Below are 20,191 nucleotides of genomic sequence, written 5' to 3' on the forward strand. Positions count from 1 at the left end.
TTCAGCGGAAAACAGGGGCGCAGCGCGCATGGGACGCAAACGCAAGGGCCGTGACATTTCGGGTTGGCTGGTGGTGGACAAGCCCGCCGGCATGACGTCGACCGCGGTGGTCAACAAGGTCCGCTGGGCGCTGCAGGCCCGCAAGGCCGGTCATGCCGGCACGCTGGATCCGGCGGCGACAGGGGTCCTGGCGGTGGCGCTGGGCGAGGCGACAAAGACCGTCCCCTACGTGACGGATGCCTTGAAGGCGTACGAGTTTTCCGTGCGGCTGGGCGAGGCAACCAACACCGACGACGCGGAAGGAGAAGTGATCGCCACGTCCACGGCACGCCCTTCCGACGACGAGATCAAGCAGGCGCTGTCGCCGTTTCTTGGCGAGATAATGCAGGTGCCGCCCAAGTATTCGGCCGTCAAGATCGACGGCCAACGCGCCTACAAGCTGGCGCGCGAGGGCGAGGACGTCGATATCGAGGCGCGGCCTCTGTGGGTCGAGGAACTGGTGATGACCGACCGCCCGGACGCCGACCACGTGACGCTCGAGATGGTTTGCGGCAAGGGAGGGTACGTGCGGGCGCTGGCCCGGGATCTGGGCGAGGCACTGGGATGTCACGGTCACGTGGCTTGGCTGCGGCGGACATGGTCCGGGCCGTTCGAGGCCGAGGATGGCCTGACCATCGATGACATCGACCGGCTGGCGCAGACGCCCGAACTGGATACCTACCTGCGCCCGCTGGAGGATGGCTTGGCCGAGCTGCCCGAGGTCTCTTGCACGGAGGAGGGCGCGGTGCGCCTGCGTAACGGCAACCCCGGCATGGTGATCGCGCGTGACGTTGCCTATGGCGAGGAATGCTGGGCGTCCCGCAAAGGCCGGGCCGTGGCGGTGGGACGTTTCCGCGCCGGCGAACTGCACCCGTCACGCGTGTTCAACACCGGCCCGCTGGAGGCGTGAGCGCGTGAGCGAGGATTTCGATCCCGACAAGCTGCATGACCCGGGGGGCAAGACCCGGATCGCACTGCCAGAGGATGTGCGCGGGGACGCGCGGTATTCGCACTGCGGCCGCTATCGCCAGCTTCTCGAGCGGGACTGGACGCCGCAAGGTGAAACGCCGCGGACGCTGATGTTCGTCGGGCTGAACCCCAGCGTCGCAGGCGCGACGCACCAGGATCCGACCTGCGCGCGCGAAACCGACCGCGCGCGGCGGTTGGGCTACACGCGCTACCTAAAGGGCAACATCCTCGACTGGCGGGCCACCTCCCCCCGCGACATCCCGCACGATCCCGATATCGCCTGCAGCCCCGGCAACCTGCCGGCCCTTCTGGAGATGGCGAACCAGTCCGAGGCGATCGTGCTGGCCTATGGGCGGGTGCACAAGCGGTACGCCGCTATCGTCGACAGGATGCTGAAGGCACTGCGCGAAACCGGGCGGCCCCTGGTCTGTCTCGGCCTCAACAAGGACGGCTCGCCCAAGCATCCGCTCTATATCCGCAACGATGCGCCGCTCGTGCCGTTTCCGTTACAGGGCGACTCAGCCGGCGGTGACCCTGGCGTCTAGTTCGCGGCGGATCGCGGCAGAGTCCGCGCCGCGCACCGGCGGTTCGCCCGGGCGCGGCGGCGGCCCGCCGAAACGCGGTGCCGGCGCCGGCTGAAGACCGCCATCATCCTGCAGCCATGTCCCGCGCTGCGCCATGTGCGGGTCGCGCTTGGCCGCGTCCGGCGACAGAACCGGGGCGACGCAGGCATCCGACCCCGCGAATAGAGCGGCCCAGTGCGACAGCGGACGTTCTGCGAAGATACCGGCAAGACGGGCCGTCTGAACGGGCCACGTCTCGCTGTCATATTGCACCGAGAAGCCCGGATCGTCGCCAAGGCCCAGCAGGCGCAGGAACTCGGCGTAGAATTTCGGCTCCAGGCACTGGACGCTGATCCACCCGCCATCCGCGCAGGCGTAGCAGCGGCACCAGTGCGGCCCGTCCAGCAGGCTTTGCCCCCGCTCGGGCACGAGGTTGCCGGACGGCGCCATGGACATCAGCAGGGCCATCATGTGCGCCGACCCGTCGACGATGGCGGCGTCCACGACCGTGCCCTTTCCCGTCTGCCGGGCCTCCAGCAGCCCCGCGAGAAGACCCGCCACGAGATAGAGCGCCCCGCCGCCCACGTCACCCACCAGCGTCGGCGGCGTGACCGGCGTCTCGCCTGGCGCACCCGCGTACCACAAAGCCCCGGAGGTGGCGATGTAGTTGAGGTCATGGCCGGCCGTGGAGGCGCGCGGCCCGTCCTGGCCCCAGCCCGTCATCCGGCCATAGACGAGCGCCGGGTTGCTGTCTGAAAAGGACTCGGGCCCGAGGCCGAGGCGTTCCATCACGCCGGGCCGGAACCCCTCGATCAGCGCGTCGGCTGAGTCGACGAGGGCGCGTGCCGTTTCGCGGTCGTCGCTGTCCTTGAGGTCAAGAACGATGGACCGCTTGCCGCGATCCAGCAGCGTGGGGCCATCCGCCGTCGGATTCGCGGCGGCAGGGCGGTGGACGACGATCACCTCGGCCCCGAGGTCGGCCAGCATCATCCCGGCGAATGGACCCGGCCCAAGGCCCTCGATCTCGACCACGCGAATGCCGCCCAGCATGTCCTGTCCTCCCGGTTGCGGGCCAGTGTAACCGCGGCAAGCGGCGTATCAATAGCGGCGGTGGATGCGCCGGCTGGTCACCAGGTACCGCTTCTTCTGCTGCTCGCGCAGGAAAACGAACAGCCCCGCCCCGAGGATCAGCGCGATGCCGGCCATCACGACGGGCCCCGGCAATTCGCCCCAAACGGCCCAGCCCCAGAATATCGCCAGCGGCAGGCCGACATACTCGAACGGTGCCACGGTTGCCGCGTCGGCCACGCGGTAGGCGGCGCTGAGGCAGTAGCCGATGATAGCGGAATTGAAACCGAGGCCGACGAAGAGCCACACGTCCCGCCCCGTGGGCCATGTCCATTCGCGTAGAAGGAAAACGAGGCTTTCGTTGCCAACCCCCTCGGCAAACCGGCCGTCACCGGCCGCGGCCCAGAAGAGGACGCTGACGGCGATGAACCCGCCCTGGATGTAGACCGCCATGGCCGAGGCCTTTGACGCCACGCCGAGTTTGCGGGTCAGAACCTGGTTGAGCGCATAGGCCAGCGCCGCCACCACCGGCAGCAAATAGACGATCACCGGCACGTCACGCGCGGCACCGCTGTCCCATGGCCGGGTCATGACGACCACGCCCAGAAGACCGACGACCACCGCCCCGATCCGAAGCGGGCCGACCTTTTCGCCCAGCAAGGGAATAGACAGCAGCGTGATCATGAGCGGGGCCACGAAGAACACCGCCGTGGCCTCGGCCAGCGGCAGCACGGCAAGCGCGGCGAAGAAGGTCATGTTGGCGGTCACGATCAACAGGCAGCGCAGCACATGCAGTCCCGGTGTTCTCGTGCGCAGGATATGCCAGCCGCCCTCGATTTGCACGATCGCAAGGCTGAAACAGATGCCGATGACCGAGCGGGTGAACACCATCTGGTGCAGCGGGTACCCGCCCGAAAGGAACTTGATCAGCATGTCGTTGACCGAGATCGCCAGCACGCCCAGCAGGATGAAGGCGATCCCCGCCGTGGGGTTCTGCAGCCGCGTCTGCGCCGTCGTCATGGCATGTCCTTTCCCCTGGGCCGTAGCACGGCCGCCGCGGCGTTGCCATGTCCGTTTGCGACAGTTTTGATGACGCGTCCCGCGGGGCGGAGGGCTTCCCCCGGGGCATGGGCTGCGCTAGGCTGGCGCCGGATGCGACAGGAAGGAGCCGTGCCCCATGCACATGAGTGACGAACGCGAGATCAGCGCCGACCGGGCCACGGTCTGGGCGGCCCTGATGCGCCCGGAGGTGCTGAAGGAATGCGTTTCCGGCGCACAGGAGGTGACGGGTTCGCCCGAGGAGGGGTTCGAGGCGGTGGTCACGCAGAAGGTCGGCCCCGTCAAGGCGACCTTCAAGGGGTATGTCACCTTCTCAGACATGGTCGAGCCGGAAAAGCTGACGCTGACCGGCGAGGGCAAGGGCGGCGCGGCCGGTTTCGCCAAGGGCAGCGCTGACGTGACCCTGACGGAGACGGAAACCGGCACGCTGGTCGCTTACGACGTGGAGGCCAAGGTGGGCGGCAAGCTGGCGCAGCTGGGCAGCCGCATCGTGGACGGTTTCGCCAAGAAGATGGCCGACCGGTTCTTCAGCCGCCTCGAAGAGGTGATCGAGGGGCCCAAGTCCGAGGACGAGGGCCAGGAGGCGGAAAAGAAAGGATGGCTCAAGCGCCTGATCTCGTGACGGCGCGGGGGGCGCCGTCATGCGCGCCGTGCGCGGCCGTCACCGGGACCCGATCTGCCGCGACCGGATAAGGTCCGCCACCCGCCGCGCAATGGCGTTGCTGCCCTTGACCGAAGGATGGATCATGTCCACCGCGTGGAAGGATCTGTCGCCATGCGGTACCAGATCCTGCAGCGAGAGATAATGTACCCCCGCGTCCAGCCCGGCAAGCCGGGCGACGCGGCGTTCCAGTTCCGCCCCCTCGTCGCGGCAGTGCTCGATCAGCGAGCCGCTGCCGGGGCTGCGCAGATAGCCCACATAGACCACCTGTGCGCCGGACTGGCGCAGTTTCGACAGGAAACCGGGAATGCGCCCCTTGCGCCCGTCCTCGGAAATCAGCCGGTCAAGCCGACCGTCACACGCCATGCAGCCGCACCCCAGCCACAGGTCGTTGCCCCCGCCGTTGACCACGACCCAGTCCCAGTCGCCGGGGACATACTGCTTGGCGATGTTGAGCCCCGCGCTGCCCGAGATGGGCAGTGGATGGAAATAGCGCGCGCCGATCACGGAGCGGTCGACCACGGGTTCGCTAAGAGTGTCTTCCATGTGGTCCGCGACGGCGAGATCGGACATGCGATGCGATGCCAGCATGGAATCCCCGACAACGAGGATGCGCGAGGGGAAATCGCGGCTAACGGATTCGCCGCATCCCGCCAGCAAGAGAGCGGCCGCCGCCAGCTTGAACAATCGTGCAATGAACATTCGATCAGGGTCCGTCTCACGTCGTGGCTGAATGGCCGGGTTGGCCCGTCGTTCCCAACCCTCGGCCTCAACCGTGGCGCCCCCAAGGCCGGAAACTGGCACCAACGTGCTCGGTTTTCAACAAGTTTCGGGCCGCGTTCCCGCTGCTGAAACAATCATCCGTGGAATGCACGATTTGGCGATTTTTGCACACCCCCGGCTGCCGCAAGGCGCAATTGCACTTTGGTTTTCACGGTCTACGTTGCGCAGAACCCGTGCTTGAAAGGAAGGATCATGGCGCCGGTCGTCGATGTCAGAAACCTCAGCAAGATTTACGACGACGGGTTTCGTGCGCTCGACGGCGTGTCGTTGCAGATCGAGGATGGCGAGATCCTCGCGCTTCTGGGCCCCAACGGCGCGGGCAAGACAACGCTCATTTCCGCGCTTTGCGGCATCACCATGCCGACGGGCGGGACGGCACGTGTCGGCGGACACGACATCGTGGCCGATTACCGCGCCGCCCGCGCGATGATCGGGCTGGTGCCGCAGGAAATTTCGCTGGAACCGTTCGAGAAGGTCATCAAGACGGTGCGCTTTTCCCGCGGGCTTTTCGGCAAGCCGCGCGACGAGGCCGTGATCGAACGGACGCTCCGCCAGCTGTCGCTCTGGGACAAGCGCCACGCCAAGATCATGGAACTCTCCGGCGGCATGAAACGGCGCGTACTGATCGCCAAGGCGCTGTGCCACGAGCCCCGGGTGCTGTTCCTCGACGAGCCGACGGCGGGCGTCGACGTGGAGTTGCGCCGCGACATGTGGGCGGTGGTCGACGGGCTCAAGCAAAGCGGTGTGACGATCATCCTGACCACGCATTACATCGAGGAGGCCGAGGCCATCGCCGACCGCGTCGCGGTGATCAACAAGGGCGAGATCCTGCTGGTCGAGCAGAAGGAGGCGCTGATGACCCGCATGGGGCGCAAGACCCTGCGGATCTATCTGACCGACCCGATCGACAGGGTGCCCGCGGCATTGGACGATTACGGGCTGGAGCTGTCGAAGGACGGCAGAACGCTGAGCTACAGCTATGCCACCGGCGCGCACCGGACGGGCATCACGCGCCTGCTGCAGAAGCTTGCCGCCGAAGGCATCGCGCTCGACGACATACAGACCTCGCAATCGAGCCTTGAGGACATCTTCGTCGGGCTGGTCAAGGAGGACGCGGAATGAATCTAAGGGCGATCCGGGCAATCTACGCATTCGAGATGTCGCGCTTTTTCCGCACGCTCTTGCAAAGCTTCGTCTCGCCCGTGATTTCCACGTCCCTCTACTTCGTGGTATTCGGCGCAGCCATCGGCAGCCGGATCGATCAGGTCGAGGGCGTGAGTTACGGTTCTTTCATCGTGCCGGGGCTGATCATGCTGTCGGTCATGACCCAGTCGATCACCAACGCGTCTTTCGGGATCTATTTCCCGAAATTCATCGGCACCATATTCGAGCTGTTGTCGGCGCCGGTCAACTTTTTCGAGGTGGTCCTGGGCTACGTGGGCGCTGCCGCGACCAAGGCGCTGTTCATCGGCCTTGTGATCCTGGGTACCTCGTCGCTGTTCGTCGACCTGACGATCCAGAGCCCGCTGGCGATGGTGGCGTTCCTTTTGCTTACCTGCCTCTCGTTCTCGCTCTTCGGGTTCATCATCGGCATCTGGGCGCAGAATTTCGAGCAGCTGCAACTGGTTCCGCTGCTGATCATCACACCGCTCGTCTTTCTTGGCGGCTCGTTCTACTCGATTTCCATGCTGCCGCCGGTTTGGCAGACGATCACGCTGTTCAACCCGGTCGTCTATCTCATCTCGGGGTTCCGCTGGGCATTCTTCGGCCAGGCGGACGTACCGGTGGGGCTCAGCCTGCTGGCCATCGCGCTGTTCACTGCGATATGCCTCGCGCTGGTGTGGCTCATCTTCAAGACGGGGTATCGCCTGAGGTCCTGACGGCGACAGGAAAGGGCCCCCCGCGTGACCTGATTGCCGCCGCGCACGGAAAAATCCCCCGAGCCCGGGAATGTCGAGCGCGCCGCGCCTTGTTATGCCCGCCGCAGCATTCTACATCGGGCGGATGGAACTCAAACTGCCTTTCCTTGACCGTGGCCCGCTGGTTGCTGTCATCCGCCTGACCGGCGCCATCGGATCCGGCGGGCGCGCGCAGCTGAATGACGAGGCGATGGCCCCGATCATCGAAAAGGCGTTCAAGCGGGGCAAGCCGAAGGCCGTCGCGCTTGTGATCAACTCGCCCGGCGGCTCGCCCGTTCAGTCATCCCTGATCGCCGCCCGCATCCGGCGACTTGCCGAGGAAAAGGCAGTGCCGGTGCATGCCTTCGTCGAGGATGTCGCGGCGTCGGGGGGCTACTGGCTGGCCACGGCGGCGGATGACATCTGGGTTGACCAGGGCTCTATCGTGGGCTCGCTCGGCGTGATCTCGGCGGGCTTCGGCGCCCATGTGCTTCTGGCCCGGCAGGGAGTGGAGCGCCGTGTCTACACCGCTGGAAAGTCCAAGAGCATGCTGGACCCGTTCCTGCCCGAGAAGGAGGAGGACGTGAACCGCCTGAAGGGATTGCTGGACCAGATGCACGAAAGCTTCAAGCAGCAGGTCAGGGACCGTCGGGGGGACCGTCTGGCCGAGAGGCAGGAGCTGTTCACCGGCGAGTTCTGGCTGGGCGGTCGCGCGGTCGAGCTGGGGCTCGTGGACGGCATCGCGCATGTCGTGCCCAAGCTGAAGGAGCTTTACGGCGAGAAGGTGCGCTTTGCCAGTTACACGCGCAAGCGGCCCCTTTTCCTGCGTTTCGGCGCGACCATGGCCGAGGACGCGATCGCCGCGGTCGAGGAGCGGGCGGCCTATGCCCGTTTCGGCCTCTGACGTGATCGTGAAGATCGTCATATTGTTCCTCGTGTTCATGGCCGTCCTGGCCATGTTCGGCAAGCTGCGCTTTCCCGGGCAGCAAAAGCTGGCCTCGGCCCGCTGCCCCGGTTGTGGCCGCTTCCGGATCGGCAAGGGGCCGTGCGCCTGCCGCAAAGGCAAGCGTAAATGACCGTATGGCTGCTGGCAGGCCTGGGGCTGCTGATCCTGCTGCTGGCGGGGGATGCGCTGGTGAAGGGGGCGGTGAACCTCAGCCTGCGGATCGGGGTGCCGGCGCTTATCGTCAGCCTGACGATCGTGGCCTTCGGCACCTCGGCGCCGGAGCTGATCATCTCGATCAATGCGGTGATGGAGGACAAGCCCGGGCTCGCGCTGGGCAATGTCGTGGGATCGAACACGGCGAACATCCTTCTGGTGCTGGGGGTGCCCGCTTTGCTGGCCGGACTGCACACCAGCGAGTGCGACAGCCGCAAGACCTACGTGGTGATGATCGCGGCCTCCCTGCTGTTCATCGCCTTGGCGTTCCGTGGGGAATTCGATGCGTTGGCCGGGGCGGTTTTGTTGGCGCTGTTGGCCTACGTCCTTGGGGACGCGTTCCGCGATGCGCGACAGCATCGCCGTGATTCGGCGGCCATGGATCTGGCCGCGGAATCGCCCGACGATGTCGAGGGGGCCGATCCCGACATGCCATGGTGGCAGATATTCGTCTTTCTCGTGCTCGGGCTGGTCGGCCTGCCCCTCGGGGCGGATCTTCTGGTGGACAATGCCTCGGTCATTGCCCGGCGTTACGGGGTGAGCGACTCGATCATCGGGCTTACGCTCGTGGCGCTTGGCACTTCCTTGCCGGAACTCGCGACGACGGTGATGGCCGCGATACGCCGTCAGGCCGACGTGGCGCTTGGCAACGTGATCGGCTCCAACATGTTCAACCTGCTGGCCATCATCGGCATCACGACGCTGGTGGCGCCCATCCCGGTGGGGCGCGAGTTCCTCTTGTTCGACCTTTGGGTGATGCTGGCAGCGTCGCTGCTGATCATCCCGTTCGTTTTCTTCCGCATGGATATGGGCCGGTTGTGGGGAATCGCCTTGACCGTGCTCTACGTGGTCTATGTCACGTTCATACTGAGTTGAGGAAACGGGCATGGCACGAGCACTGGTAACGGGGGCGGCCAAGCGGCTTGGCCGCGCGATGGCGCTGGAGCTGGCGCGGCGCGGACATGACGTGGCCGTGCATTACGCGTCGTCGGCAGGAGAGGCATCCGAGGTCGTCACGGAGATTCAGGAGATGGGCCGGCAAGCCGTTGCGCTGCAGGCGGACCTGCTCGACGAGGCGCAAGTGCAGTCGCTGCTGCCGCGCGCCGCCGGGGCGCTTGGCGGTGCCGTGGGCACGCTCGTCAACAACGCCTCGATCTTCGAGTTCGACGCGATCGAGACTGCGACGCGCGAAAGCTGGGACCGTCACATGGAAAGCAACCTGCGCGCGCCCTTCGTGCTGACGCAGGCACTTGCCGCCCAGGTGCCCGCGCCGCTGGACGATGCCGATGGCGAGCCGCTGGCGCAGGGGCTGGTCGTCAACATGATCGATCAGCGCGTGCGCAAGCTGACGCCGGAGTTCATGAGTTACACCATCGCCAAGATGGGGCTGTGGGCCATGACCCGCACGGCGGCGCAGGCGTTGGCGCCGCGGGTAAGGGTGAACGCCATCGGGCCGGGCCCAACCCTGCAAGGGCCACGCCAGACGGCCGAGCAGTTCCGTCGGCAGCGCGCGGCCACCGTCCTGGGCCGTGGCGCGGACCCCGACGACGTGATCGCCGCGCTGGGCTATCTGCTGGAGGCCAAGGCCGTCACCGGCCAGCTGATCTGCGTGGATGGCGGTCAGCACCTTGGCTGGCAAACCCCCGACACGGACGGTGTCGAGCAATGAGCGCCGGGAGTTATGCACGACAGGACATTTCCGCCGTGAGACGTTACAAAAGTTTTAACGTTTTCAGTGATTTGTATTTGGGCAAAAAAATATTGTTTTAAATCAATGCGTTAAAATTGCGCCTAATTTTTGGGCACTTCGGCGAAATGGTCCGAATGCAACGGAAATTTTCCGATGCCACAAACTTGTCTCCAGGTTTATCCACAGGATCCGTGGACACGTTTCCCCTTGATATATCCGTACGGAGATTGCAGCCAAGCGATGGAATCATAGGTAGAGCGTGATGAGTTCCCGTACTCCCGAGACAGCGCCGCCGGCCGGGCACGAGGTAATCCAGGGCTATCTCAAGACCCTGGATGCGTCGCCGGGCGTATACCGCATGCTCGATGCGCAGGCGCGCGTGCTCTATGTCGGCAAGGCGCGCAACCTGCGCGCGCGGGTATCCAGCTACGCACGGCCTACGGGCCATACGCCGCGGATCGCCCGCATGATTTCCGAAACGGCGTCGATGATGTTCCTGACCACGGCGACCGAGACCGAGGCGCTGCTGCTGGAGCAGAACCTCATCAAGCAACTCAAGCCGCGCTACAACGTGCTGCTGCGCGACGACAAGAGCTTTCCCGACATCCTCGTGACGGACCATGACTTCCCGATGATCCGCAAGCACAGGGGCGCGCGCAAGCACAAGGGCGCCTATTACGGCCCCTTTGCCAGCGCCGGCGCGGTCAACCGGACGCTGGCGCAGCTGCAGAAGGTGTTCCAGCTGCGAAATTGCTCGGACTCGATGTTCGAAACCCGCACGCGCCCCTGCCTGCAGTACCAGATCAAGCGGTGCACGGCACCCTGCGTCGGCTACATTTCCAAGGAGGATTACGCCGCCCAGGTGGCGGATGCGGAGCGTTATCTCTCGGGCCGGTCGACGGCGGTGCAGGAGAAACTCAAGGCCCAGATGCAAGAAGCGTCCGAAGCGATGGAGTTCGAGCGCGCCGCGGCCCTGCGCGACCGGATAAAGGCGCTCACGCAGGTTCAGACGGCGCAAGGCATCAATCCCCGCACGGTCAGGGAGGCCGACCTCCTCGCGCTGCACCTGGAAAACGGGCAGGCCTGTGTGCAGGTTTTCTTCATCCGGGCGGGCCAGAACTGGGGCAACAACGATTTCTACCCGCGCGTCGGCGCGGACGTCGAAGAGGCCGAGGTGCTGGAGGCGTTCATCGGCCAGTTCTACGACAACAAGGAGCCCCCGCGGCAGCTGATCCTGTCCCATGCCATCGAAAGCACCGAGACGATGGCCGATGCATTGTCCGGCAAGCGGGGGGGCAAGGTGGATATCCTCGTGCCCAAGCGCGGCGAAAAGGCCGAGATGGTCGACAGCGCGCTGCGCAATGCCCGCGAAAGCCTTGCGCGCAAGATGTCGGAAACGGCGACGCAGGCGCGGCTGCTGCGGGGCGTGGCCGAGGCGTTCGGACTCGAAGAGGCGCCGTCGCGGATCGAGGTTTACGACAACAGCCATATCCAGGGCACGAACGCGGTTGGGGCGATGATCGTCGCCGGACCGGACGGGTTCGTGAAGAGCCAGTACCGCAAGTTCAATATCCGCGGCGAGGATCTGACGCCGGGCGATGATTTCGGCATGATGAAGGAGGTGCTGACCCGGCGTTTCAAACGGCTGCTGAAGGAAGATCCGAGCCGGGCGGAGGGGCACTGGCCCGACCTGTTGCTGATCGACGGCGGCGCCGGTCAGGTAAGCGCGGTGAACGGGATCCTGCGCGAACTGGGGGTCGAGAACATGGCCGTTGTCGGTGTGGCCAAGGGCATTGACCGGGACCACGGCAAGGAGGAATTCCATCGAGAGGGACGGCGGCCGATGGCGCTGCGCCACAACGATCCCGTCCTCTACTTCATCCAGCGGCTCAGGGACGAGGCGCACCGTTTCGCCATCGGCACCCACCGGGCAAAGCGCGCCAAGGGCGTCGGTGCCTCGCCGTTGGACGAGATCCCCGGTGTCGGCGCGGCGCGAAAGCGTGCGCTTCTTGCACATTTCGGGTCGGCCAAGGCCGTCAGCCGCGCCGCGCTGGCCGACCTGAAGGCCGTCGACGGCGTGTCGGAGGCGCTGGCGCAGAAGGTGTATGACCATTTCCACCCCAAGGGCTAGAAAGGCGTGCCGCCAGTCGTGAAAGGGCGCACAAGCGCCGGGTGCCCCCCGCATCCCCATGCCTTGAAATCGCGGTTGCGGGGCGCGCGCTGTCCCTTTCCCCGCCCCGCGATCCGGGCTAGACAGGGCGCATGACATGGACCATTCCCAACGTGCTGACCACGCTCCGGTTGCTGGCGGCCCCGGGTGTTGCGGTGATGTTTCTGTACTTCACCCGGCCCTGGGCCGACTGGTTCGCTCTGGTGCTGTTCGTGGGCGCCGCGATCACCGACTGGTTCGATGGCTACCTCGCCCGCATGTGGAAGCAGACGACCAAGCTGGGCACAATGCTGGACCCCATCGCGGACAAGGCGATGGTCGTGGTCGCGCTGATGGTGATCGTGGGATATTCCAGCATGTCGCCGTGGCTGGTGCTGCCGGCGACGGTGATCCTGTTCCGCGAGGTGTTCGTCAGCGGCCTGCGCGAATTCCTCGGTGACATGGCCGGTACGCTCAAGGTGACGCGGCTGGCCAAGTGGAAGACCACCGCGCAGATGATCGCGATCGCCGTGCTCTTTGCACAGGGCGTGTTCGAGCACTATCTGTGGGCCAGCACCGCCGGAATGGATCAGGCGATGGTCGATGCCATCCTGACCGGGGAGGAAGAGGATCTGCACGGCCTCAGGTGGAAGCTTGAAGGCATGGTCTGGAGCGGGAACCTCGGCCTTTGGCTGCTCTGGCTCGCGGCGGCGCTAACGCTTATCAGCGGCATCGACTATTTCCGCAAGGCGGTGCCGTATCTGAGGGATTGAGAGATGGACGTGCTGTATTTCGCATGGGTCCGGGAACGGATCGGCCAGCCGCGGGAACGGGTCGAGACGGGGGCCGTGACGGTCCGTGACCTGGTCGAGGAGCTGCGCGCGCGGGAAGCGCGGTACGCCGCCGCCTTCGAGGACCTGGGCGCCCTGCGCGTGGCGGTGGACCAGGAACTTGCGGATTTCGACGCGCCGCTGGCCGAGGCGCGCGAAGTGGCGTTCTTTCCGCCGATGACCGGGGGCTGAGAAAATGGATATCCGCGTTCAGCGCGAGCCGTTCGATCTCGGGCGCGAGGCGGGCGCCTTTGCCGCGCGGCAGGCTGGCATGGGCGCCGTGGTCACTTTTTCGGGCATCGTGCGCGACCTGCCCGGCGGCGGGTTGAAGGCCATGGAAATCGAGCACTATCCGGGCATGACGGAAAAGGCCATCGGCCAGATCGCAGGTGAGGCGGCGGCGCGCTGGCAGACAGGTGACATCTGCGTGATCCATCGTTTCGGGCCGCTGGAGCCGCAAGAGATGATCATGATGGTCGCCACGTCGGCGCCGCACCGTGCGGATGCGTTCCAGGCCGCCGAATTCCTCATGGATTACCTGAAATCGCGCGCGCCCTTCTGGAAGAAGGAGATCGCGCGCGACGGCACTGCGTGGGTCGCGGCACGGTCCGAGGACGAGGAAGCACTCGACCGCTGGTAGCGTTCAGTCGAAGCGTTTCCACGCGTCCTGCATGGCCTTGTTCATGTCATCCCATGCCTTTTCGACCCCGGCCTTGATATCGGACCACGCGGCGCTCTGCGATTGCTGGAGTTCCTCGAGGTGCTTGGCCATCTCGTCGCGGCGCTGGCGAAGCTCCTCGATCTGTTTCTCGTAATTGACCTGCGCATCGGTCTGCGCCTGCTTGGCCTGCGCCTTGAGCTTGTCGATATCGGCTTGCCACTCCTCCAGCTTCGCCTGGAGCTTTTCCTGATACTTCTGTTTCTCATCCATAATCGAAATCCTTTCTCGTCGTGCACCAATGGTAAGCCAAAACGGATTTGACCTGTTGATCACGAACCGAGGTAATCAGCGGGTCCCCGCGCTTCAACAGGGGTCGTATGCCCGCATCGTGCGTTCCGATCCGGCGCAAATCGGATGTTTCAGACGGATCACCCGGTCGCTCGCCGGCGGCGGTTGCCGCTGGTGTCGTCCCGGCGGCCGGCGCGAACCGGAAGGCAGGGGGGTGCCGCGCTGCGCGATCGCCCCTGCCGCGCGACCGGTCTTGCCCCTGCCACGCGCCCGATCTTACGGGGCGCCCCACCCGCCGCCGCCGGGCGTTTCCATGCCGAAAACGCTGCCCGAGGGCAGGTCGATTTCGTCGTTCCCGGCCATTTCGCGTATCTCGCCGTCGGGGAGTTCGGCCCAGTTGCGCCCGACCGTGCCCGGGGCACCGCCATCCATGCCGAATGGCGGGACGATGCGGTGATTGCTGAGCGTGGTGACTGTCACCGGCTCGAGAAACCGCAGCCGCCGGAATACGCCGTGACCGCCCCGCCACCGCCCGGCGCCGCCCGAGCCGTGCCGGATCGCGAAATCCTCCAGCCGGACGGGAAAACGCTTTTCGAGGATCTCGGGATCGGTCATGCGGGTGTTGGTCATGTGGCTCTGGACGGCATCGCAGCCGTCGAAACCCGGGCCTGCCCCGCTGCCGCCCGCGATGGTTTCGTAATTCTGGAACTCGTCATTGCCCCAGACGAAATTGTTCATCGTGGCCTGGCTTCCCGCCATCACCTGCAGAGCGCCGTAAAGCGCGTTGGTCGCGGCCTGGCTGACCTCGGTGTTGCCCGCGATCACTGCCGCCGGGTAGACAGGGTTGAGCATCGACCCTTCCGGAACGATGATGTTCAGCGGTTTCAGGCAGCCTTCGTTCAGCGGGATCTCGGCGCCGACCATCGTTCGGAAAACGTAGAGCACGACGGCACGGCAGATCGATCTCGGCGCATTGTAGTTGCCCTCATGCTGCGGGCTGGTGCCGGTGAAATCGATCGTGGCCTCGCGTTTTTCGGCATCCACCGTCACCTGCACCTCGATCGTCGCACCATGATCCATCGGGTAGCTGAAACGCCCGTCGCGGAGCCGGTCGACGACCCGCCGCACGCTTTCCTCGGCATTGTCCTGGACATGTCCCATGTAGGCGCGCACCACGTCGAGCCCGAACTGGTCGACCACCTTCAGCAGTTCCTGCCGGCCGGTTTCGTTCGCCGCGATCTGCGCCTTCAGGTCGGCCATGTTCTGGGCGATGTTGCGGCAGGGATACCGCGAGGATGACAGCAAGGCCTCGATCTGTGCGTCCAGCAGGGTGCCCTGATCGACCAGCTTGACGTTGTCGATGAGCACCCCTTCATCCTCTATCCGGGTGCTGTCCGGCGGGGCCGAGCCGGGCGTGCGCCCGCCGATGTCGGCGTGGTGGCCGCGCGCACCCAGCCAGAACACCGCCCTGCCATCGACGAAAACGGGCGTGACGACGGTGACATCGGGCAGATGCGTTCCGCCACGGTAGGGGGAATTCAGCATGAAGGCGTCACCGGGGCGAACCTCGGGGTTCAGCCGCATCACCGTCTTGATGGAATCGGACATGGACCCAAGATGCACCGGAACGTGGGGCGCATTCGCAACCAGATCGCCGCTTTCGTCGAAGATGGCGCAGGAGAAATCCAGCCGTTCCTTGATGTTGACGGAAGCCGACGTTTTTTCGAGCGTCACGCCCATCTGTTCGGCCACCGACATGAAAAGGTTGTTGAACACCTCCAGCAGCACGGGGTCCGCCTCGGTTCCGGCGGCGTGCGCGCGGGGCGTGGCTTCGGTTCTTTGCAGCAGCAGGTTGCCCATTGCGTCGAGCGAGGCGGACCAGCCCGGCTCCACCATGTTGGTGCCCGTCGGTTCGGTGATTATCGCGGGCCCCTCGATGCGTGCTGTCGGATCGAGCCGGTCGCGGTCGTAGAGGGGAACGTCACGCTGCGCCCCCGCCACGTGCACGGGAACATGCGCCAAGGGCCTGCCGTCGCCGTCGGGCAGGGCCGGTGCCGGGGTCTGGCCGGTGTGGCCGATGGCCTCGACGCTCAGCATGTCGAACAGGATGGCGCGTTCCGGCGCATGAAAACCGAAGCGCTGCTTGTGCGCGTCCTCGAAACCGGCCCGCATGGTTTCGGCATCGGCAAACGGCACTTCGAGCGCCTGATGCGAATCGTCGTACCGCAGATGCGCACGGCAGCGAAGCGTAATATCCGAGAGCCCCTGGCTCTCGACCTCGCTGCGGGCGTCTCCGGATATCCGGTCGAGCACCTGCCGTGCGTCCTGCACGTCCTCCAGCGGTGCATCCATCTGCACCTCGCGCATCGCGCGCACCTCGGCAAGGCCCATCCCGTAGGCCGAAAGAACGCCGGCATTCGGGTGGATGAGAACCGTCGTCATGCCGAGCGCGTCCGCCACGAGGCAGGCGTGCTGGCCACCTGCCCCGCCGAAGCATTGCAGGGTGTATCGCGTCACGTCATGGCCGCGCTGCACGCTGATCTTCTTGATGGCGTTGGCCATGTTGTCCACCGCGATCCGCAGAAAGCCCTCGGCCATCTCCTCGGGGCTGCGCGGCGCCTCGCCCGTCTCCTGCGCGACGGTTTCGGCCAGTTCCGCGAACTTCGCGCGCACCACGTCGGTGTCGAGCCTTTCATTGCCGTCCGGCCCGAAAACGGCGGGGAAATGACCGGGATTCAGCTTGCCCAGCATGACGTTGCAATCGGTCACCGTCAGCGGCCCGCCGCGCCGGTAACAGGCGGGGCCCGGATCGGCCCCCGCGCTTTCGGGGCCCACCTGGAACCGTCCGTCCTCGAACTTGCAGATCGACCCGCCGCCGGCGGCGACCGTGTGAATATCCATCATCGGCGCGCGCATCCGCACGCCCGCCACTTCGGTCTCGAAACTGCGCTCGTAATCGCCGGCGTAATGACTGACATCCGTGCTCGTCCCGCCCATGTCGAACCCGATCAGCCGGTCATGCCCGGCGGCCTCGCCGGTCTTGACCATGCCCACGATGCCGCCGGCCGGCCCCGACAGGATCGCATCCTTGCCCTGAAACAGCTTGGCATCCGTCAGGCCGCCATTGGATTGCATGAACAGCAAGGCGTCGCAGGCACGGCCGAGGTCCAGCGCATCCGCCACCTGACCGACATATCGGCGCAGCATCGGGGACAGGTAGGCATCGACTACGGCGGTATCCCCGCGGCCGACCAGCTTGGCCAGACGGTTGACCTGGTGGCTCGCGGTGATCTGGGTGAACCCGATCTCGGCCGCGATGTCGGCCACCCGCGCCTCGTGATCGGGGTTCAGATAGGCGTGCAGGCCGGCGATGGCCACGGCGCGAATGCCCCTGTCATACGCCGACCGAAGCGTGATCCGCGCCGCGTCCTCGTCCAGCGGGGTCACCACCGCGCCGCCGGCATCGAGCCGTTCGCGAAGCTCGGCGACCTCTTCGTAAAGCAGGTCCGGCCTGCGGATGTCGAGATCGAACAGGCGGGGGCGCGTCTGGTAGCCTATCCTGAGCAGGTCGGCAAAGCCGCGGGTGACCAGCAGCAGGACGCGTTCGCCCTTGCGCTCCAGCAAGGCGTTCGTCGCCACCGTCGTGCCCATCTTCACCGCGCGGATCGCGCCATCGGGGAAGGTCTCGGGCGCGCCCATCACCTCGCGGATTCCCTGAACGGCCGCGTCGCGGTAACGTTCGGGGTTTTCCGACAACAGCTTGTGCGTATGAACCCGTCCGTCCGGGGCGAGCGCCACGATATCGGTGAAGGTGCCGCCGCGGTCGATCCAGAATTCCCAAGGCGCATCGCCCATCGGCATCTCCTTTTGCCAGCCGGTTCACGTTTGGCCCGGGCCGGCAAAATGTCAACGCCGGAGAGCATTGAAATACCGGGGGTTTTGGGGGCATATGCAGTGTATCGGCAAAGAGGAGCAAGCCATGGACGCGCGCCGCCTGACGGATGACTTTTCGGTATCGCCCCAGATCGAGGCCGACAGCCTGAGCGAGATCGCCCGTGCGGGCTATCGCTCGGTTCTTTGCAATCGCCCTGATGACGAGGAGCCCGGCCAGACAGCCTATGAGCGCATCGCCGCAGCCGCGGGCGAAGAGGGGCTCGAGGCGCGGTCGGTCCCGATCGTATCGGGGGTCATAACGGCCGAGGCGCTGGAGGATTTCCGCGCGGCGCTGGACGAGTTGCCGAAGCCGATCCTCGCTTACTGCCGCTCGGGAACGCGCTGCACGATGCTTTGGGCGATCACGCGGCACGGCGAAATGGACGATGCGGAAATCCAGCGCCGCGCGGCCGAGGCCGGATACGACGTGTCGGGGATTCTGCGCCAACTCGGGTCGCAATGACCGGCTGGGTGGCACTGGGCCGCGCCGGTGACAGGGTACGCGCCTTGCAGGTAAGCGGCGGGGCCGTGACCGGCACGGGAGAGGGGGCCGACGAAGCCGAGGCGCTTGCCGGTATCGGTGGCGCGCCCGGAACGGTGATCCGCATCGGCGAGGGACGGCCGGATGCGTTACCCGCGCCCGTCCTGCCGCAGGGCGGGCGGGCCCTGCCGGGGTTCACACAGTCCGACCCGCCGGATGTGATAGGTGGCTGGGTTCGACTCTGGATCGCGGGGTTCCTGGCCGGGAACACGAACTGGGACGGCGTGATCTGTGCCCGCGAAGGCGGGGTCAGCCATTGGGTGCATGTCAGCGCCCAAGAGGCGGTCAGCTCCCAGAGTTTCCTGAGCCTGCGCATTGCCGAAACCCTTGACGGCGCGGCAGAGCCGGAAATTCAGGCAGTTGCCGACAGTTTGAGCCGCCCAGAGCGGCTGGCCGCGCATCTCAGGTCGGCACAGGTTTCGGGCGATGGCGGCGCGATCACCGGGCACCTGATCGGGGCCGAACTTGCTGCGGCGCGGGTCTACTGGCTGGGTCAGCAGGTGGCGGTGCTGGACGCCTCGTCGTCGCCGCATGCCGCGGCCCTGGCGCAACAGGGCGTGCCCTGCGAGTGCCGCGACCCGGATATGCTGGTCGGCCCGGGCCTCGCCGCGCTGGGCCGGGCGCTGGGGTTGGAGGACTGAACTTATTGAAAAGTCCCCCGCCGATGGGGCGGGGGAAGGTGGGCGCCCGCGTCAGGCCGCCAGGCGCCAGCGGTGTCACTTCCGCGCGGCTTAGCTCGGTCTTTCGGCCATTTCGGCGCGGATCTGCTGGCGGAAGATGTCGATGGGCACCTTCCGGCCCTCGCGCTTGATGCACCAATAGGTCCATCCGTTGCAGCTGGGCGCGCCCTCGAGTGCAGCGCCAACCTGATGGATCGAACCGGTGATGTCATGCCCCACCAGCGTGCCGTCGGCGCGCACCTTCGCCTTGTGGCGTTCGTTCATCGAATGAAGTTCCTCGCCGGGGCGCAACAGGCCGCGTTCGATGAGCTGGCCAAACGGGATGCGCGGCGCGGCGCGTTTCGACGCGGAGACCTCCAGCGCGGCGTTGTCGTAGCGCCGCGTTGCGCCAAGACGCTTTTCCGCGGCGCGGATATAGCCCTCCTCGCGTTCGATTCCGATATAATCGCGGCCAAGCATCTTGGCCACGGCGCCGGTGGTGCCGGTGCCGAAGAACGGGTCGAGCACCACGTCGCCGGGATTGGTCGAGCCGACGAGCACCCGATGCAGAAGGCCCTCGGGCTTTTGCGTCGGGTGCGCCTTTTCACCGTTATCATCCTTCAGCCGCTCATGGCCGGTACAAAGCGGAAGGACCCAGTCAGAGCGCATCTGAAGCCCGTCATTGAGCGATTTCAGGGCCTCGTAGTTGAAGGTGTATTTCGCGCCTTCCTCCTTCGAGGCCCAGATCATCGTCTCGTGCGCGTTGGTCAGCCGACGGCCACGGAAATTGGGCATCGGGTTGGACTTGCGCCAGATCACGTCGTTCAGGATCCAGAATCCCGTGTCCTGCAGGGCGCTGCCCACGCGGAAGATGTTGTGGTAGGATCCGATCACCCAGATCGCGCCGTGCGGCTTGAGCAGCCGGCGCGCGGCCGCAAGCCACGCGCGGGTGAAGCGGTCATAGGCGTCGAACGAGGCGAAGCTGTCCCACGCGTCATCGACGGCGTCCACCTGGCTGCCCTCGGGGCGATGCAGGTCGCCGCGCAGCTGGAGATTGTACGGAGGGTCGGCGAAGATCAGGTCGACACTGGCCTCTGGAAGGCCATGCATGATCTCGATGCAGTCTCCGGCAAGGATCGTGTTCAGCGGAAGCGCGGAGCGTGCGCCCCGGGCCATGGTCATCTTTGTCATTCTCTGCCTCTGTCCCCGGCGCTGTCCGCGCTCTGGTGTTGTTCGGACAG

The 20,191-nt window shown here is 65.8% G+C and carries 21 protein-coding genes; 15 read left to right on the forward strand and 6 right to left on the reverse strand.

What is annotated here, in order from left to right; genetic code table 11:
- Nucleotides 1–28: 28 nt before the first annotated feature.
- Entirely contained in the window at nt 29–949 is a 921-nt protein-coding gene (truB, locus tag ACH13J_RS09340; protein ID WP_397543061.1) for a tRNA pseudouridine(55) synthase TruB, read from the forward strand.
- A 4-nt stretch (nt 950–953) separates the two neighbouring features.
- Nucleotides 954–1,553: a DUF1643 domain-containing protein gene (locus tag ACH13J_RS09345; RefSeq protein WP_397543062.1), complete on the forward strand. Its 600-nt coding sequence runs from the start codon at nt 954–956 to the stop codon at nt 1,551–1,553.
- Here the strand turns inward: ACH13J_RS09345 and ACH13J_RS09350 are convergent.
- Together ACH13J_RS09350 and ACH13J_RS09355 are read right to left on the reverse strand one after the other, a co-directional pair.
- A complete protein-coding gene (locus ACH13J_RS09350; RefSeq protein WP_397543063.1) occupies nt 1,527–2,621 on the reverse strand; it encodes a CoA transferase in 1,095 nt (364 codons plus the stop codon). The genes ACH13J_RS09345 and ACH13J_RS09350 overlap by 27 nt on opposite strands.
- A 48-nt stretch (nt 2,622–2,669) precedes the next feature.
- A complete protein-coding gene (locus tag ACH13J_RS09355; protein WP_397543064.1) occupies nt 2,670–3,659 on the reverse strand; it encodes an EamA family transporter in 990 nt (329 codons plus the stop codon).
- A 157-nt stretch (nt 3,660–3,816) separates the two neighbouring features.
- Between ACH13J_RS09355 and ACH13J_RS09360 the strand changes: the two genes are divergently transcribed.
- Nucleotides 3,817–4,320 carry an SRPBCC domain-containing protein gene (locus ACH13J_RS09360; protein WP_397543065.1) on the forward strand — a complete coding sequence of 168 codons (504 nt, stop codon included), beginning with the start codon at nt 3,817–3,819 and terminating at the stop codon, nt 4,318–4,320.
- Nucleotides 4,321–4,359: 39 nt separating this feature from the next.
- Here ACH13J_RS09360 and ACH13J_RS09365 read toward each other — a convergent pair whose 3' ends face one another.
- Nucleotides 4,360–5,061, reverse strand: a complete 702-nt coding sequence (locus ACH13J_RS09365; RefSeq protein ID WP_397543066.1) for a GDSL-type esterase/lipase family protein — start codon at nt 5,059–5,061, stop codon at nt 4,360–4,362.
- A gap of 273 nt (nt 5,062–5,334) precedes the next feature.
- Between ACH13J_RS09365 and ACH13J_RS09370 the strand changes: the two genes are divergently transcribed.
- The 10 genes from ACH13J_RS09370 (at nt 5,335) to ACH13J_RS09415 (ending at nt 13,508) form a co-directional block, all read left to right on the forward strand.
- Complete coding sequence (locus tag ACH13J_RS09370; RefSeq protein ID WP_397543067.1) at nt 5,335–6,264, forward strand: ATP-binding cassette domain-containing protein; 930 nt, start codon at nt 5,335–5,337, stop codon at nt 6,262–6,264.
- Nucleotides 6,261–7,022 carry an ABC transporter permease gene (locus ACH13J_RS09375; protein WP_397543068.1) on the forward strand — a complete coding sequence of 254 codons (762 nt, stop codon included), beginning with the start codon at nt 6,261–6,263 and terminating at the stop codon, nt 7,020–7,022. The genes ACH13J_RS09370 and ACH13J_RS09375 overlap by 4 nt, the downstream gene beginning before the upstream one ends.
- A gap of 124 nt (nt 7,023–7,146) precedes the next feature.
- A complete protein-coding gene (locus ACH13J_RS09380; RefSeq protein WP_397543109.1) occupies nt 7,147–7,944 on the forward strand; it encodes a S49 family peptidase in 798 nt (265 codons plus the stop codon).
- A gap of 1 nt (nt 7,945) precedes the next feature.
- Nucleotides 7,946–8,116, forward strand: a complete 171-nt coding sequence (locus ACH13J_RS09385; protein ID WP_397543069.1) for a hypothetical protein — start codon at nt 7,946–7,948, stop codon at nt 8,114–8,116.
- Nucleotides 8,113–9,075 carry a calcium/sodium antiporter gene (locus ACH13J_RS09390; protein WP_397543070.1) on the forward strand — a complete coding sequence of 321 codons (963 nt, stop codon included), beginning with the start codon at nt 8,113–8,115 and terminating at the stop codon, nt 9,073–9,075. Before ACH13J_RS09385 ends, ACH13J_RS09390 begins: the two co-directional genes overlap by 4 nt.
- Nucleotides 9,076–9,085: 10 nt before the next feature.
- The gene (locus tag ACH13J_RS09395; RefSeq protein WP_397543071.1) at nt 9,086–9,868 is read left to right on the forward strand and encodes an SDR family oxidoreductase; all 783 of its coding nucleotides are present in this window, start codon (nt 9,086–9,088) and stop codon (nt 9,866–9,868) included.
- Nucleotides 9,869–10,151: 283 nt separating this feature from the next.
- On the forward strand, nt 10,152–12,020 hold the full coding sequence (uvrC, locus tag ACH13J_RS09400; protein WP_397543072.1) for an excinuclease ABC subunit UvrC: 1,869 nt from the start codon (nt 10,152–10,154) through the stop codon (nt 12,018–12,020).
- Between the two features lie 131 nt (nt 12,021–12,151).
- Nucleotides 12,152–12,811: a CDP-diacylglycerol--glycerol-3-phosphate 3-phosphatidyltransferase gene (gene pgsA, locus ACH13J_RS09405; RefSeq protein ID WP_397543073.1), complete on the forward strand. Its 660-nt coding sequence runs from the start codon at nt 12,152–12,154 to the stop codon at nt 12,809–12,811.
- Nucleotides 12,812–12,814: 3 nt separating this feature from the next.
- Entirely contained in the window at nt 12,815–13,060 is a 246-nt protein-coding gene (gene moaD / locus ACH13J_RS09410; protein ID WP_397543074.1) for a molybdopterin converting factor subunit 1, read from the forward strand.
- Nucleotides 13,061–13,064: 4 nt separating this feature from the next.
- Nucleotides 13,065–13,508: a molybdenum cofactor biosynthesis protein MoaE gene (locus ACH13J_RS09415; RefSeq protein ID WP_397543075.1), complete on the forward strand. Its 444-nt coding sequence runs from the start codon at nt 13,065–13,067 to the stop codon at nt 13,506–13,508.
- Between the two features lie 3 nt (nt 13,509–13,511).
- Here the strand turns inward: ACH13J_RS09415 and ACH13J_RS09420 are convergent, their stop codons facing one another.
- Both ACH13J_RS09420 and ACH13J_RS09425 read right to left on the reverse strand, forming a co-directional pair.
- A complete protein-coding gene (locus tag ACH13J_RS09420) occupies nt 13,512–13,799 on the reverse strand; it encodes a sll1863 family stress response protein (RefSeq protein ID WP_397543076.1) in 288 nt (95 codons plus the stop codon).
- A 294-nt stretch (nt 13,800–14,093) separates the two neighbouring features.
- Nucleotides 14,094–17,672 (reverse strand): hydantoinase B/oxoprolinase family protein, encoded by a 3,579-nt coding sequence (locus ACH13J_RS09425; protein WP_397543077.1) that lies wholly within the window; start codon nt 17,670–17,672, stop codon nt 14,094–14,096.
- A 124-nt stretch (nt 17,673–17,796) separates the two neighbouring features.
- On the opposite strand from ACH13J_RS09425, the gene ACH13J_RS09430 reads away from it, so the two are divergent.
- Together ACH13J_RS09430 and ACH13J_RS09435 are read left to right on the forward strand one after the other, a co-directional pair.
- Entirely contained in the window at nt 17,797–18,213 is a 417-nt protein-coding gene (locus tag ACH13J_RS09430; protein ID WP_397543078.1) for a TIGR01244 family sulfur transferase, read from the forward strand.
- Nucleotides 18,210–18,932: a 2-dehydro-3-deoxygalactonokinase gene (locus tag ACH13J_RS09435; RefSeq protein WP_397543079.1), complete on the forward strand. Its 723-nt coding sequence runs from the start codon at nt 18,210–18,212 to the stop codon at nt 18,930–18,932. The genes ACH13J_RS09430 and ACH13J_RS09435 overlap by 4 nt, the downstream gene beginning before the upstream one ends.
- A gap of 90 nt (nt 18,933–19,022) precedes the next feature.
- Here the strand turns inward: ACH13J_RS09435 and ACH13J_RS09440 are convergent, their stop codons facing one another.
- Nucleotides 19,023–20,141 (reverse strand): site-specific DNA-methyltransferase, encoded by a 1,119-nt coding sequence (locus ACH13J_RS09440; protein WP_397543080.1) that lies wholly within the window; start codon nt 20,139–20,141, stop codon nt 19,023–19,025.
- Between the last annotated feature and the right edge of the window lie 50 nt (nt 20,142–20,191).

Origin of the sequence: Roseovarius salis, assembly GCF_044472985.1 — a bacterium.
GTDB lineage: Bacteria > Pseudomonadota > Alphaproteobacteria > Rhodobacterales > Rhodobacteraceae > Roseovarius > Roseovarius salis.